This window comes from Massilia sp. PAMC28688, from assembly GCF_019443445.1.
Taxonomy (GTDB): Bacteria; Pseudomonadota; Gammaproteobacteria; order Burkholderiales; family Burkholderiaceae_D; genus Telluria_A.
On the sequence record NZ_CP080378.1, the window covers coordinates 1992486 to 2006533 of the forward strand.

At 65.2% G+C, this 14048-nt stretch carries 13 protein-coding genes and 1 tRNA gene; 4 read left to right on the forward strand and 10 right to left on the reverse strand.

Going from position 1 to position 14048, the window contains the following annotated elements:
- Window positions 1-116: 116 nt before the first annotated feature.
- Together KY495_RS08990 and KY495_RS08995 are read right to left on the reverse strand one after the other, a co-directional pair.
- Entirely contained in the window at window positions 117-482 is a 366-nt protein-coding gene (locus KY495_RS08990) for a YraN family protein (RefSeq protein ID WP_219883311.1), read from the reverse strand.
- 1 nt (window position 483) lies between these two features.
- A complete protein-coding gene (locus KY495_RS08995; RefSeq protein WP_229518550.1) occupies window positions 484-1695 on the reverse strand; it encodes a penicillin-binding protein activator in 1212 nt (403 codons plus the stop codon).
- 53 nt (window positions 1696-1748) lie between these two features.
- Between KY495_RS08995 and rsmI the strand changes: the two genes are divergently transcribed.
- Window positions 1749-2660 (forward strand): 16S rRNA (cytidine(1402)-2'-O)-methyltransferase, encoded by a 912-nt coding sequence (gene rsmI, locus KY495_RS09000; RefSeq protein ID WP_219883313.1) that lies wholly within the window; start codon window positions 1749-1751, stop codon window positions 2658-2660.
- 151 nt (window positions 2661-2811) lie between these two features.
- A complete protein-coding gene (locus KY495_RS09005; protein WP_219883314.1) occupies window positions 2812-4080 on the forward strand; it encodes a DUF2254 domain-containing protein in 1269 nt (422 codons plus the stop codon).
- A gap of 1 nt (window position 4081) precedes the next feature.
- On the opposite strand, the gene KY495_RS09010 is transcribed toward KY495_RS09005, so the two are convergent.
- The gene (locus KY495_RS09010) at window positions 4082-4579 is read right to left on the reverse strand and encodes a DUF421 domain-containing protein (RefSeq protein WP_219883315.1); all 498 of its coding nucleotides are present in this window, start codon (window positions 4577-4579) and stop codon (window positions 4082-4084) included.
- Between the two features lie 213 nt (window positions 4580-4792).
- Here KY495_RS09010 and KY495_RS09015 point away from each other — a divergent pair.
- Window positions 4793-4869 (forward strand) — tRNA-Pro (locus tag KY495_RS09015).
- Window positions 4870-5040: 171 nt separating this feature from the next.
- A complete protein-coding gene (locus KY495_RS09020; protein ID WP_219883316.1) occupies window positions 5041-5655 on the forward strand; it encodes a hypothetical protein in 615 nt (204 codons plus the stop codon).
- Window positions 5656-5660: 5 nt separating this feature from the next.
- Here KY495_RS09020 and KY495_RS09025 read toward each other — a convergent pair whose 3' ends face one another.
- From KY495_RS09025 to bioA, 7 genes are read right to left on the reverse strand one after another with little or no spacing between them, the layout of a single operon-like run.
- Window positions 5661-6590, reverse strand: coding sequence for a hydroxymethylglutaryl-CoA lyase (locus KY495_RS09025; RefSeq protein WP_219883317.1), 930 nt, complete (start codon window positions 6588-6590; stop codon window positions 5661-5663).
- Between the two features lie 46 nt (window positions 6591-6636).
- On the reverse strand, window positions 6637-7566 hold the full coding sequence (locus KY495_RS09030) for a glyoxylate/hydroxypyruvate reductase A (RefSeq protein WP_219883318.1): 930 nt from the start codon (window positions 7564-7566) through the stop codon (window positions 6637-6639).
- 5 nt (window positions 7567-7571) lie between these two features.
- A complete protein-coding gene (locus tag KY495_RS09035; RefSeq protein WP_219883319.1) occupies window positions 7572-9614 on the reverse strand; it encodes an acetyl/propionyl/methylcrotonyl-CoA carboxylase subunit alpha in 2043 nt (680 codons plus the stop codon).
- 38 nt (window positions 9615-9652) lie between these two features.
- Window positions 9653-10687 carry a biotin synthase BioB gene (gene bioB, locus KY495_RS09040; RefSeq protein WP_219883320.1) on the reverse strand — a complete coding sequence of 345 codons (1035 nt, stop codon included), beginning with the start codon at window positions 10685-10687 and terminating at the stop codon, window positions 9653-9655.
- A gap of 25 nt (window positions 10688-10712) precedes the next feature.
- Window positions 10713-11531 (reverse strand): dethiobiotin synthase, encoded by an 819-nt coding sequence (gene bioD / locus KY495_RS09045; protein WP_219883321.1) that lies wholly within the window; start codon window positions 11529-11531, stop codon window positions 10713-10715.
- Window positions 11528-12712, reverse strand: a complete 1185-nt coding sequence (gene bioF / locus KY495_RS09050) for an 8-amino-7-oxononanoate synthase (protein ID WP_219883322.1) — start codon at window positions 12710-12712, stop codon at window positions 11528-11530. Before bioF ends, bioD begins: the two co-directional genes overlap by 4 nt.
- The gene (bioA, locus tag KY495_RS09055) at window positions 12709-14037 is read right to left on the reverse strand and encodes an adenosylmethionine--8-amino-7-oxononanoate transaminase (RefSeq protein ID WP_229518551.1); all 1329 of its coding nucleotides are present in this window, start codon (window positions 14035-14037) and stop codon (window positions 12709-12711) included. The genes bioF and bioA overlap by 4 nt, the downstream gene beginning before the upstream one ends.
- Window positions 14038-14048: the final 11 nt, after the last annotated feature.

Genomic DNA, 14048 nt, shown 5'->3' on the forward strand with positions numbered 1-14048 from the left:
TGCCAGAATCTGTCATTGGGTAGGCAAGGTCAAGTGAATTCGGAATAAAAACGGCAAGATCGAAAAATTTACAACTTTCCGCATGTGCGGTTCTTTGCGTTATCCGTGCTGCAGATTCAGGCATCGGCCTGCACTGCATCGACCAGCCACTCCAGCTGCTCGCCATCGATGGCGACCACGTCAATCCTGCACGGCGGCACCCTGGGAAAGCGCTGCAGGTAGGTGTGCGCAGCCCGCACCACGCGTCTGATCTTGGCCGGGCTGATACTGGCCATCGCCCCGCCGTAGGAGCTGGCGGCCCGCTGGCGCACTTCGACGAACACGAGCTGCTTGCCATCGCGCATGACCAGGTCGATTTCGCCGCAGGCACAGCTAAAATTGCTTTCCACATGCTCCAGGCCGCGCCCGCGCAGATAAGCCAGGGCGCGCTGCTCGCCAGCCTGCCCCTGCCGCTGCTTAGGACTGAGCCGCAGCGGCCACATGTCAGCGCCTGGTGGCGGCCGGCTTGTAGCTGCCGGCCTGGTAGATCACGGCCGGCTCCACGCGCTCGAAGCGGGCCCCGCCCGGACCGAAGCTGACCGTCAGCTGCCCGGTGACGCCGTCGAGCTGGAAGTTGGTATTGGGCCGCAGCGCCACTTCACGCGCCACGCGGTAGGCATCGATGCCGAGCGCGTACAGGCGCCCCATGTCCAGCGAATGGCGGGTGACAGGCCGTGGATACTGCATCACGGCAGTATTGTCGGCACTGACGTGCCATGGAAGGTCGAGCAGGCGCATGCCTTCCAGTTCCAGCATCGCGTCGCCCGATTCGCGCCCCGGGTTGATGGACGAGGTGCCGTAAAGCGGCACCGCATTGCCGATATTGGTGCGCACCTGGCGCAGCTGGTCGGCATCGAGAGCCGCGAACAGCAGGCCCGGCGCGTCGGTATCGATCCTCTGCTTGAGCTGGTTGACTGCATCGTCGCCCACGTAGCCATTGTTGCCGGGCACTTCCACCAGCTGCGCCGTATTGCCCAGCTGCTTCCACTGCTGGGCAAAGGCGCTGGCAATGCGGCGCTGCCAGGCATTGGTGCCGGAAATGATCAGGGCGCTCGCGCCCGGCTGTTCCGCCGCGGCCCAGTTGGCCACCTGGCGGGCCTCGTCCTCGATCGACAGGCCAATGATGAGCATGGAAGGCGGGATGGGATTATCCTCGCTGCGCCCGTCCGGGTGGTTCAGCGCAATGGTGGGCTTGGTGACCGTGCCGCTGACTGCCACCGCCGTGACGGCCGGGCGCGCCAGGGGGCCGACAATGATGTCGTTATCGCGCCGCGCGGCCATGTAGGCGTCCAGTGCTTCGTCGGAACTGTCGGACGTTTCAATCAGGTTGACGATGAAACCGGCCCTGTCGCGTTCATACGCGGCCATGAAACCGGCGCGCACGGCGTCGGCCGGCGCGCCCAGGGCTTCCGAACGCAAGGGCAGGATCAGGGCGATCCGGATCGGCACGGCGGCACTGTCGGCCGGGGGCGCGGCGCTGGTGGGCATCTCGACCGGCATGGTCTGCACCGATGCCTGGGGCACGGCCGGCGCCACGGGCGTGGTGAGCGGCATGGGACTGGTGCGCGCAGCCGGCGCACTTGTGTTTGCCTCGATTGGCGCGCACAATCGGCCCGGCGCGTCGCAGGGCGTGCTGCAGCCACTCGTGAGCACCATGATTGCGCCTAGCAGCGCGCCGTTCAGAATTTTTAACAGCATCACCATTCCCCATGACAGAACAACAGTCCAGTACGATCGCGCAACTCCCCGTGTTGAGCGAGGCAGCACAGCAGTCCTATCCTACCGCAACCCTGTATATCGTGGCCACTCCGATCGGCAACGTGGCCGATATCAGTGTGCGCGCACTGCACGTGCTGGGCATGGTCGATGCCGTGGCCTGCGAGGACACCCGCAATACCGGCCACCTGCTGTCGCGCTTTGGCCTGTCGCGCCCCATGATCGCGGCCCATCAGCACAACGAGCGCGAAGTGGCCGACAAGATCATCCATCGCCTGCAGGCCGGCGAGCGCATTGCGCTGGTGTCGGACGCCGGCACGCCGGGCGTATCGGACCCGGGCGCGCGTATTGTCGACGCGGTGCGCGCGGCCGGCCTGCGCGTGGTGCCCCTGCCGGGCGCGTCGGCCGCCATCGCCGCCATCTCTGCCAGCGGGCTGGTCAACGACCAGTTCCATTTCGTCGGCTTTCTCCCGGCCAAAGCCAAGCAGCGCGAAGCGGCCTTGCTGGCGCTGCTGGGCACGAGCGCCACGCTGGTCTTGTATGAAGCGCCGCACCGCATTGTCGATTGCGTGGCGGCGCTGGCCGCCGTCTTTCCGCCCGCGCGCCAGGTGGTGTTTGCGCGCGAGCTGACCAAGCTGTTCGAGGAAATCCACCGCTGCCCGCTGGGCCAGGCCATGGCCTGGGTGCAGGCCGACGCGCATCGCGAAAAAGGGGAATTCGTGGTGCTGGTGGAGGGCGCACCGGCCACCGGCGACGCCGGTGACGCCGAAGCCGAGCGCATCCTCGCCATCCTGCTGGCCGAGTGTTCGGTCAAGCAGGCGGCCAGCCTGGCGGCGCAGATCACCGGGCGCAAGAAAAATGCGCTGTACGAGCGGGCGCTGCAGATCAAGGGCGATGCTGGCTGATCCTCTTCCACGATCAGCGCGTTTTCTCGGCGTCAATGTTCTTTAGCGAACCGACCGCGACGCACGACTGCTCTACGCTGGTGCCATTGACAACTGTCCGATCCTTGCCACGCCGCCACCGGGCAGCGTGGCCCGGTTGACCCGCGCCACGATGATTTCAACAAAAATCCAATTCCTGCTCAGGCGCCTGCGCGAGCGCTTGTGGGTCAAACCCCTGATTGCCTGCATCCTGTCGGTGGCCAGCGTGATGCTGGCCCACGTGGCCGACAATATTTCCATTGACTGGAAAGTGCCGGAGATCGCCCAGGGATCGATTGTCGACCTGCTCAAGATCATTGCGGCCAGCATGCTGGGCGTGGCCACCTTTGCCGTGGCATCGATGGTGTCCGCTTATGCATCCACCGGGCAATCTGCCACCGCCCGGGCCTTTCCGCTGGTGGTATCGGACGACGTGTCGCAAAACGCCCTGTCCATCTTCGTTGGCGCCTTCATTTTCGCCATTGTGGGCTTGGGCGCGACAATGAACGATTACTTTGGCAAGGCTGGGCGCTTCACCCTGTTCAGCCTGACGCTGCTGACGCTGGCATGCGTCATCGTGGTGTTCGTGCGCTGGGTGGACAGCATTGCCCGGCTGGGCCGGCTGGGGGCCGTCATGGCCAAGGTTGAACAGGCCACGGCCAAGGCCATCAAGCGGCGCAAGGCCGTGCCTTGCCTGGGCGGCATGGCCACCAGCGGTCCGGCGGCAGGCCTGGCCTTTCACGCCGACGACCATGGCTATTTGCAGCGCATCGACATGGTAGCGCTGCAGTGCATTGCCGAAGAGAGCAAGGTCCGGATCATCGTGGCCGCCCTGCCCGGCGCCATGATCGTCGCTTCCCGTCCCCTCGGCTTTGTCCTGCCCGATTCCGGCCAGAGCGGCCCGGTGGAGCCGGCACTGCTGCGCAAGGCCTTCGTGATCGGACCGGTTCGGCAGTTCGATGATGATCCCCGCTTCGGGCTGGTGGTCCAGGCCGAAATTGCCTGCCGCGCCCTCTCGCCTGCCATGAACGACGCCGGCACCGCGATCGGCATCCTCGGTTCCGTGCACCGCCTGTTTGCCACCTGGGCCGAGCCGGCCGAAGCCAAGAGGCCCGAGTTCGACCGGGTGGATGTGCCGATGCTGTCGGTCAGTGAAATGTTCGACGATGTCTTTCCTGCCATTGCCCGCGATGGCGCAGCCATCGTGGAAGTGGCCATGCGGCTGCAGCGCGTACTGGGCGAACTGGGGCGCAGCGGCGATCCCGCCATGCGCGCCGTCGCAAGGCGCCACGCGACCCTGGCGCTGGCACGTGCCGAGGCTGCTACCGACTTTGGACCGGACCTGGAACTGCTGCGGCGCCGCCACGCCGATTACTGGGGCGAACCCGCTGTAGACGCGTAAGTCAGGCAGCGTCGTGCGGCAGCCGGGCCAGCTTGGCATAGGCAGCGCGGTCGCCGGCCTGCGTGACGGGGACAACCGACAGGCTGCCGTCGCTTTCGAGAATAACCGCATCGATCGGCTCCAGTGATCCATAACCATGCTTGCGCACCGCGGCCAGCACCTCCTCGGCGGTCACGCGCGTGCGCTTCATGTCCTCATGGCAGAGTTTGCCGTCGATGAGCAGGACGGTGGGGGCGGTCTTGACCATATCGCTGATCACGGACGAGCGGACCGAGCACCAGGTAATGATCAGCTGCAAGACAACCAGCAGGGCCAGGGCGGCCATGCCGACGGCCAGGCTGACGTCCTTGTTGAGCAGAATGGTGGCCAGGGTGGAACCGAACGCCACGGTCACGATCAGGTCGAACGAATTCATTTTTGACAGCGTGCGGTTGCCGCTCATGCGCAGCAGGATGACCAGTCCGACGTAGGCAAAAAAGCCCACGATAATGACGCGCATGATGTTGTCTCCGCTATCGTAAAACATGTGCATGGCCCTCCTGGTGCCGATTTCAATGTGCTATGAAAACAACATGATGGGCGGTTTTGCCATGCCTTGTCGCCCCGCTGGACAAGTCCCGCGCCCTGCCTGGTGTGGCAAGGCCGGCAGGCTGGAGAAATAATCGTGGCAAGCCTTGACCGGGGTGGCGCCAGCCGTTATGATTCTGGTCCTCGGAGTGTGGCGCAGTCCGGTAGCGCACCTGGTTTGGGACCAGGGGGTCCAAGGTTCGAATCCTTGTACTCCGACCAGTATTTCTTATGTAGGCTGACAAACGACGCATCGTCAGCCTGTCATATCCCTTCTTCCCCTGAATTTCCCCTGTCTCTTGTTGCTCTCAACGCCCGCGTTTGATCTGGGCAAATGTTCGCATTTCCGTTTGGAAATAGGATGGCTCCTGTCGCCGTCACAGTGAGAAAAACATGTACCCCATCGCCCGTCTGCTGGCCTGTTCCGTGCTGGCCTGGAGCACCGCTGCCGCCACTGCCGGCAATATCGTGCAAGATCCCGGTTTTGAACAAGGCTCAAAGTACTGGAAATCGCTGCATTTCGCACTCGGCCCTGCTCCCTTGTGGGCCCATACCGACCCGGGTGCTGCGCGCCTGACATATTGCAATTACGACGCTTGCCTGAACCGGCTCAATGAGGGCGCGTACGTGGGCCAGCTGTTGTCAACCACGGCGGGCGAACTGTACGACCTCACGTTCTGGGTGCGCAGCTTTACTGGCGAGAGCAGATTTTCGGTATTCTGGGACGGCGCCCTGGTGACCAGCCGCGGCACGCCCAACGGCCCCATGCAGCAATACGCGTTTTCCGGCCTGGCTGCCAGTGCCAATGCGACGCTGCTGCAGGTGCATGCCTTTAACAGCCTGCACCAGCACATGTCGTTCGACGACTTCAGCGTGCTCAAGCACACCTTGCCCCCGGCGCTCGAACCGCTGGAGCCGCAGCTGCCGGTCAGTGAACCGGCGATGTATGGTCTGATCCTGGCAGCGCTGGGGGGCATGATGCTGGCCATGCGCCGCCCGGTCGCATGACAGATTCAGGCTGGCGTGGCCTGGCGCCTGGCGGCCAGTGCATTGCCGGCGCGGCTGGCGCCCTTGCGGCCCAGGTGCTGCGAGATGAACTGGCCCGCGTCCACCACCAGGTCCAGGTCCACGCCGGTCTCGATGCCCAGGCCCTGCATCAGGTACAGCACATCTTCGGTTGCCACGTTGCCCGTCGCGCCCCTGGCATACGGGCAGCCCCCCAGGCCGGCCAGCGAAGAGTGGAAAATCGACACGCCCACTTCCAGGCTGGCGTAGATGTTCGCAAGGGCCTGGCCGTAGGTGTCGTGGAAGTGGCCGGAAATGCGGTCCAGGTGAAACGCTTCGGCCGCGCGCAGCATCACCGCCTGCGTCTTGCGCGCCGTGGCCACGCCGATGGTGTCGGCAATGTCGATTTCGTCGCAGCCCAGGTCGCGCATGCGGCCCACCACGTCGGCCACTGCATCGAGCGGTACCTCGCCCTGGTACGGGCAGCCGAAGGCGCAGCTGATGCTGCCGCGCAGGCGCAAGCCGTTTGCCTTGGCCGCCCTGGCCACGCCTTCAAAGCGGGCAATCGACTCCGCAATGGAACAGTTGATGTTCTTTTGCGAGAACGCTTCCGATGCCGAGCCAAAAATCACCACTTCGTCGGCGCGCGCCGCCAGCGCCGCTTCAAAGCCCTGCATGTTGGGCGTGAGGGCCGAGTAGACCGTACCCGCGCGGCGCGTGATGCCGGCCATGACTTCAGCACTGGTGGCCATCTGCGGCACCCACTTGGGGGACACGAAGGAAGCTGCTTCCACGTTCGCAAAACCAGCCTGCGACAGGCGGTCCACCAGCTCGATCTTGACCGCGGCCGACACGGATTCCTTTTCGTTCTGCAGGCCGTCGCGCGGACCGACTTCAACGATTTTGACTTTTTGCGGCAGGGACGGGGATGGGGTCATGGGCTGCTCCGGTAAGAATGTCTGTGCTGCTTGATCAATGCTGCTCTCAGTAGCCGCGCTGCACGTCGACTACATCGTCAATCGTGTCGCCGCGTTCGAGTGCCTGGATTTTGTGGGCAATCTGCACCGCGCTGGGGCCTGGCAGGGTCAGTGCCGCGGCGTGCGGGGTGATGGCAATGCGGGCGTCGTGCCAGAATGGATGCGAGGCCGGCAGCGGCTCGGTGCCGAATACATCGAGCATGGCGCCGGCGATATGTCCTGACTGGACCTGCGCCAGCAGGTCCTCGTCAACCACATGGCCGCCGCGCGCCACGTTGACCACGTAGGCGCCGGGCGCCAGCAGCGACAGGCGTTCCAGGTTCAGCAGGCTGGCCGTATCCGGGGTCAGTGGCAGCATGCAAACCAGCACGCGCGTCCCCCGCAGGAAGTCTGCCAGCTGGTCAGCCCCCGCAAAGCACTGCACGCCATCGATGTGCTTGGGCGTGCGGCTCCAGCCGCGCAGCGGGAAGCCAAACGGCGCCAGTGCATCGAGCACGCGCTTGCCCAGCACGCCGGTTCCCAGTACACCGACGGTAAAGTCCTCGCGCTCATATTGCGGCAGCTGCTTCCAGACGCGCGCGCGGGCCTGCGCTTCGTATTCGTCGAAGCGGCGAAAGTAGCGCAGCACCGCGTAGACGGCGTATTCCGCCATCTGGCTGGCCATACCGGCGTCACCCAGGCGCACGATGGGCACCGGCGGTAGCTGATCGGCCACCTTCAGAATGGCGTCGGCCCCGGCGCCGGTCAGGAAAATCGCCTTGACCGATTGCAGCTCGGGCACCATGGCCGCGGGTGGCGCGAACAAGACGGCATAATCACAGGGCGCAGTGTCGGCGCCTTCGCGCCACACCACCACCTGCGCCTGCGGCAGCGCCTTTGCGAAACCCGCGATCCAGGGCTGCGTCACGCCGTCGCCGCGATGCAGGAGGATGCGCATGGCTGTCAGGCTGCCTTGAAGGCGAGCAGCGGCGCGCCGTCGGTGACCTGGTCGCCTACCTGGTACAGGACTTCTTCCACCAGGCCGTCCGTTGGAGCGGCAATGGTGTGCTCCATCTTCATCGCTTCCATGATGACCAGCGGTTCGCCCTTCTTCACTTCCTGGCCCTTGCTGGCCAGGACCGCCACCACCTTGCCCGGCATGGGGGCGGTGAGGCGCCCGCCGGCGGCCTCCGCTTCGCCCGCGTGGGCCATCGGGTCGTTGTAGGTCAGCGCAAAATGGCGGCCACCGGTGAATACATGGAACACATCTTCATCGCGGCGCACGGTGCCGTGCATGGACGTGGCGCCCAGCTTGATCGACAGTTCCGAACCGTCGCGCGACGTCACCGACAACGGCACATCGATGCCGCCCACCGACAGGTCCCAGCCATGTGCGTGATAAGTCATGCCGACCGTGTAGCTCTTCTCTTCACGCAGCGACGTGTATTCATCGGTAAACGAGAGCTGGCGCTGGTATGCGCTGTTCAGGCGCCAGCCGAGGGCATTGCCCCACGGGTCGGCCGGGTTGGCCGACTGGCCGGCGGAAACGCCCTTCTCCGCTTCAATCAGCGATACCGCGGCCAGCGCCAGCGCGCCCACCGGGGCCGCCTTGGCAGGCGGGAACAGGGTGTCGCTGTTGCGTTCAATGAGACCGGTGTCGAGGTCGGCGGAAGAAAAGGCGGCGCCTTCCACCAGGCGCTTGAGGAAAGCGATGTTGCTGGCCAGGCCCACCAGCTGGAATTCCGACAGGGCCTGCGACATGCGTGCCAGTGCCTGGTTGCGGTCCGCGCCCCATACAATCAGCTTGGCAATCATGGGGTCGTAGAATGGCGAGATGGCGTCGCCTTCGCGCACGCCGGAGTCGATCCGCACGGCGGCGGGAGCGCCGCCAGGCGTGCCGCCCAGCTCAAAACTCACGCCGGCCGGAGTGCCCATGTGGCGCAGCGTGCCGATCGACGGCAGGAAGCCCTTTTCCGGATTTTCCGCGTACACGCGCGCCTCGATCGCGTGGCCATGGATGGCCAGTTCCGACTGCGCCTTGGGCAGCGGCTGGCCGGCCGCCACGCGCAGCTGCCACTCCACCAGATCGGTCCCGGTGATCATTTCAGTCACCGGATGCTCCACCTGCAGGCGCGTGTTCATCTCCATGAAGTAAAACGAGCCGTCCTGGTTGGCGATAAATTCCACCGTTCCCGCGCCCACGTAACCGACCGCACGCGCCGCGGCCACTGCCGCTTCGCCCATGGCGGCGCGGCGCTCGGCCGTCATGCCCGGCGCTGGCGCTTCTTCCAGCACTTTCTGGTGGCGCCGCTGCACCGAGCAATCGCGCTCGTGCAGGTAGACGCAGTTGCCGCGCGTATCGGCAAACACCTGGATCTCGATGTGGCGCGGGCGCTGCAGGTACTTCTCGGCCAGCACCTTGTCGTCGCCAAAGGAGCTGATGGCTTCGCGCTTGCACGACGCCAGGGCGGCCTTGAAGTCTTCCGAGCGCTCGATCACGCGCATGCCCTTGCCGCCGCCGCCGGCCGATGCCTTGAGCAGTACCGGGTAGCCGATGCGGTCACCCTGATCGTGCAGGAAGTCTGGATCCTGATTGTCGCCGTGGTAGCCTGGAACCAGCGGCACGTTGGCCTTTTCCATCAGCGACTTGGCGGCAGACTTGGAACCCATGGCGCGCATGGCGGACGCCGGCGGGCCAATGAAGACCAGTCCCGCGTCCACGCAGGCGTCGGCAAAATCGGCATTCTCGGACAAAAAGCCGTAGCCCGGATGGACCGCCTGGGCGCCGGTTGCCAGCGCCACGGCGATGATCTTGTCGCCGCACAGATAGCTTTCCTTGGCTGCTGCAGGTCCGATCAGTACAGCCTCATCGCACACCGCAACGTGTTTCGCGTTCGCGTCTGCCTCCGAGTACACGGCAACAGTCTTGATGCCCATGCGGCGCGCGGTAGCGGCCACACGGCAGGCGATTTCGCCGCGGTTGGCAATGAGGATTTTGGTGAACATAAATCGGGTCCGTTATCTGTTTTATGGGAAGGTGAAAATCAGCCGCCGCACTTGGCTTTGGGGGCCGAGTCCAGCGTGGCCGCACGGGTGACAAGCCCGAGCTTGCCTAGCAGGGTGCGGTCATCTTCGGCTTCCGGATTGTCGGTCGTGAGCAGCTTGTCGCCATAGAAAATCGAATTGGCGCCGGCCAGGAAGCACATGGCCTGCACCGCTTCGCCCATCTGGCGGCGGCCTGCCGACAGGCGCACGCGCGCCTGCGGCATGGTGATGCGGGCCACGGCGATGGTGCGCACGAATTCCAGCGGATCCAGCGGATCCATGCCGTGCAGCGGCGTGCCCTCGACCTGCACCAGATGATTGACCGGTACCGATTCCGGGTACGGGTTCAGGTTGGCCAGCTGCGCGATCAGGCCGGCGCGCTGCAGGCGCGATTCGCCCATGCCCACAATACCGCCGCAGCAAACCTTCAGACCCGCATTGCGCACGCGGCCGAGGGTATCGAGGCGGTCCTGGTATTCGCGGGTGGAGATCACGTTGCTGTAGAACTCTGGCGCCGTATCCAGGTTGTGATTGTAGTAGTCCAGGCCCGCGTTTTTCAGGCGGTCGGCCTGGCCTTCTTCCAGCATGCCGAGCGTGGCGCAGGTTTCCATGCCCAGCGCTTTGACTTCGCGCACCATCTCTTCGACCTTGTCCATGTCGCGGTCCTTGGGGCTGCGCCAGGCCGCGCCCATGCAAAAGCGCGTGGCGCCGTTGGCCTTGGCCTGGCGCGCCGCGTCCAGCACCGTGTCGATGCCGAGGATCTTCTTCGCTTCCACGCCGGTGTCGTAGCGCGCCGCCTGCGGGCAGTAGCCGCAGTCTTCTTCGCAGCCGCCGGTCTTGATCGACAGCAGCGTCGCCAGTTCCACGTCGCCGGCCGGGAAGTTCGCGCGGTGCACAGTCTGGGCGCGGAACATCAGGTCATTGAACGGCAGCTCGAACAGCGCCAGCACGTCGGCCAGCGGCCAGGTGGCAGCGTCAGGCAGGGTGATGGCGGCCGCTGGCGGGTGGAAGGTGACGGCGTTGGTTTGGGACATAGTGGTTCCTTCGGTTTGCATGCGTTCAGTCTCGCTTCACGGGAAAGCCGGGCAAGCCCGCGAGATCAATAAATTTGGCGGCTTCTTCGGCCGTTGGGTTGTTCATGTAGGGGATGCGGCCCAGCAGCGGGGCGGGAATGCGCGCGGCCAGCGCTGCCACGTTCTCGTCCGCGTACAGCATGTCGGGGTCGATTTCATTGACCACCCATCCGGCCAGCACCAGGTCGCGCCTTACCAGCGCTTCGATGGTTAGCAGTGCGTGGTTGATGCAGCCAAGGCGCAGGCCCACCACCAGGATCACCGGCAGGTTAAGCTGTTCGGCCATCTGGGCGCTGTCAAAGTCGTCCGAAAACGGGACCCGAAAGCCGCCCACGCCTTCCACCACCACGGCGTCGGCGGCAGCTGCGATCTCGGCATAGGCGGCGATGATGGGCACGGTCTCGATCGACACGCGTTCCAATGCAGCTGCAATGTGCGGCGCACACGCGGCGCGCAGCATGTAGGGCGTGGTGATGTTGGCAGGCAGGTGGACATTGCCCGCTTCGATCAGCAGGTCGGCGTCTTCGTTGTGCAGCTGGCCGTCGCGCTCTTCTGCGCCGGCCGCCACCGGCTTCATGCCGCAGGCGCGCAGGCCCCCGGCCACCAGCTTGTGCAAGATGGCGCACGACACCAGCGTCTTGCCGATTTCAGTGTCGGTGCCGGTCACAAAGCAACAAAAGCGCGACGGCACGCCCTCGGCCGCCAGCACCGGCTGGGGCTCCACTTTCAGCTCCGCTTCGCGTTCGACGTCGGGCAGCACCGGCGCCGGTGCCACCACGGGATCTTCAGGTTCGTTGAGGCTCATCGCAGGTCCTCCAGTTCGTTAAGCGCGGCCGTAAGCTGCGCGACATCTTCCAGGGTATGGGCCGCCGACAGCGTCAGGCGCAGCCGGGCCGTGCCCGCCGCCACCGTGGGCGGGCGAATCGCCGGCACCCACAGGCCCTTGCCGTACAGGCCTGCACCGATGCGCAGCGCTTCTTCGTTACTGCCAATGATAATCGGCTGGATGGCGGTGCGTGAGACCATGCGCTCCCACCGTTTCAGATGCAGGTCACGGTCAAGCTGCGCGATCAGCGCCTGCAGGTGGGCGCGGCGCGATGCACCTTCGTCGCTGCCAATGATATCAATGCTGGTCAGGAGCGCGTGCGCCAGCGCCGGCGGGGCGGCGGTGGTGTAGATGTAGGGACGCGCGCGCTGGATCAGCAGTTCAATCATACTGCTGTGGGCCGCCACAAAGGCGCCGCCCACGCCTGCCGCCTTGCCGAGGGTGCCCATGTAGACCACGTTCTGCGAGCGCAGGTTGAAGTGCTCAAGCGCGCCGCGGCCACTGGCGCCGATGGTGCCAAAGCCGTGCGCGTCGTCGATCACCAGCCACGCGTTGTAGCGCTCGCACAGTGCCAGGATTTCGGGCAGCGGCGCCAGGTTGCCATCCATGCTAAATACGCTGTCGGTCACCACGATCTTGCTGGTGGCGTTACTCGATGCGAGCAGCGCTCCCAGTGCCTGCACGTCGGCATGCGGGTAGACCTTTACCTGGGCACGGGCCAGGCGCGCGCCGTCGATGAGCGAGGCATGATTGAGCGACTCGGAAAAAATCTCGGCGTCGCCATCGGCGCCCAGGGCCGTGAGCATCGCCAGGTTGGCCATGTAGCCGGTGCAAAAGGAGAGCGCGCGCGGCGACTCCAGGTGTTCGCCCACGAATTCGGCCAGCCGGTCTTCCAGCAGCTGGTGGGCCAGCGAGTGGCCGCTGATCAGGTGGGAAGCACCGCTGCCGGCACCGTACATCTCGGCGCCCTCGCGCAGGGCCGCCACCACGCGCGGGTGGGATGCCAGGCCAAGGTAGTCATTGCTGCAAAACGCCAGCATGCTGCGCCCGCCCACCACCACGCGCGGGGCGCATGGCGATTCCACCACCCGGCGCAGGCGCGTGAGGCTCTGCTCGTCGAGCAGTGCCAGCTTGTGGTTGACGGCGTCGATCATGTTCATGCTGCGATCACGCTTTCAAATACCTTGCGGGTGTGCTCGGCCAGGCCATCCATCTCCTCGTCGGAGAGGATATACGGCGGCATCAGGTACACCGTGCGGCCAATGGGGCGCAGCAGCAGTTCGTTGTCCAGCGCCGCGCCAAAGAAACGGCGGGAAAAAGTCGCGGCTCGTGCAGCGTCCGGCTCCACCGCATCGAACGCCCAGATCATGCCGGCCTGGCGGAAGTGCCGCGTGCGTTCATGGTCGGCCAGCGGCTGCAATGCCCGGGTCAGGCGCGCGTAGCGCTCGCGGTTGGTGGCCAGCACGTTGTCTTCCTTGAAGATCTGCAGCGTGGCCAGCGCGGCGCGGCACGCGAGCGGATTGCCGGTATAGGAATGCGAATGCAAAAAGCCGCGGCGAATGTCGGTGCTGTAGAACGCCTCGTACACCTCATCGCGCGTCAGTACCAGCGACAGCGGCAGGTAGCCGCCGCTGATGCCCTTCGACAGGCACAAAAAATCAGGCCAGATGCCAGCCTGCTCGCATGCGAAAAAGGTGCCGGTGCGCCCGCAGCCGACCGCGATTTCGTCGAGGATCAGGTGCACCGAGTGGCGGTCGCACAATTCGCGCACCAGCGCCAGGTAGAGCGGATCGTGCATGGCCATGCCGGTGGCACACTGCACCAGCGGCTCGATGATGATGGCGGCGATCTTGCCGGCCCGTTCATTGAACAGCTCTTCCACGTCCTTTGCCGCGCGCCGTGCCACGTCCTGCGCCGTTTCGCCTTCGCGCGCGTTACGCGCGTCGGGCGACTCCACCACGCGCGACGCGCGCAGCAGCGGGCCGTAGGCGTCCTTGAACAGCGCCACGTCCGTCACCGCCAGCGCACCGATGGTCTCGCCGTGGTAGCTGCCCTTGAGGCACACGAATTCCTGCTTGTCGGTGTGGCCGGCATTGCGCCATGCGTGAAAGCTCATCTTGAGAGCGATTTCGACCGCCGACGCGCCGTCCGAGGCGTAAAAGGCGTGGCCAAGCACGCGGCCGGTGAGCTCGGACAGCTGCTCGGACAGGCGAATCACTGGTTCATGCGTAAAGCCGGCCAGCATCGCGTGCTCCAGCCGGTCGAGCTGGTCCTTGAGCGCGGCGTTGATGCGGGGATTGGCGTGACCAAACAGGTTCACCCACCACGAGCTGATCGCGTCCAGATAGCGTTTGCCTTCGTGGTCGTACAGCCACGCGCCGCGGCCGTGGCTGACCGGGATCAGCGGCACCGTTTCGTGGTGCTGCATCTGCGTGCAAGGATGCCATACGCTGCGCAGGCTGCGCTTGACCCAGTCTTGTGGCATGTCGTCCTTCA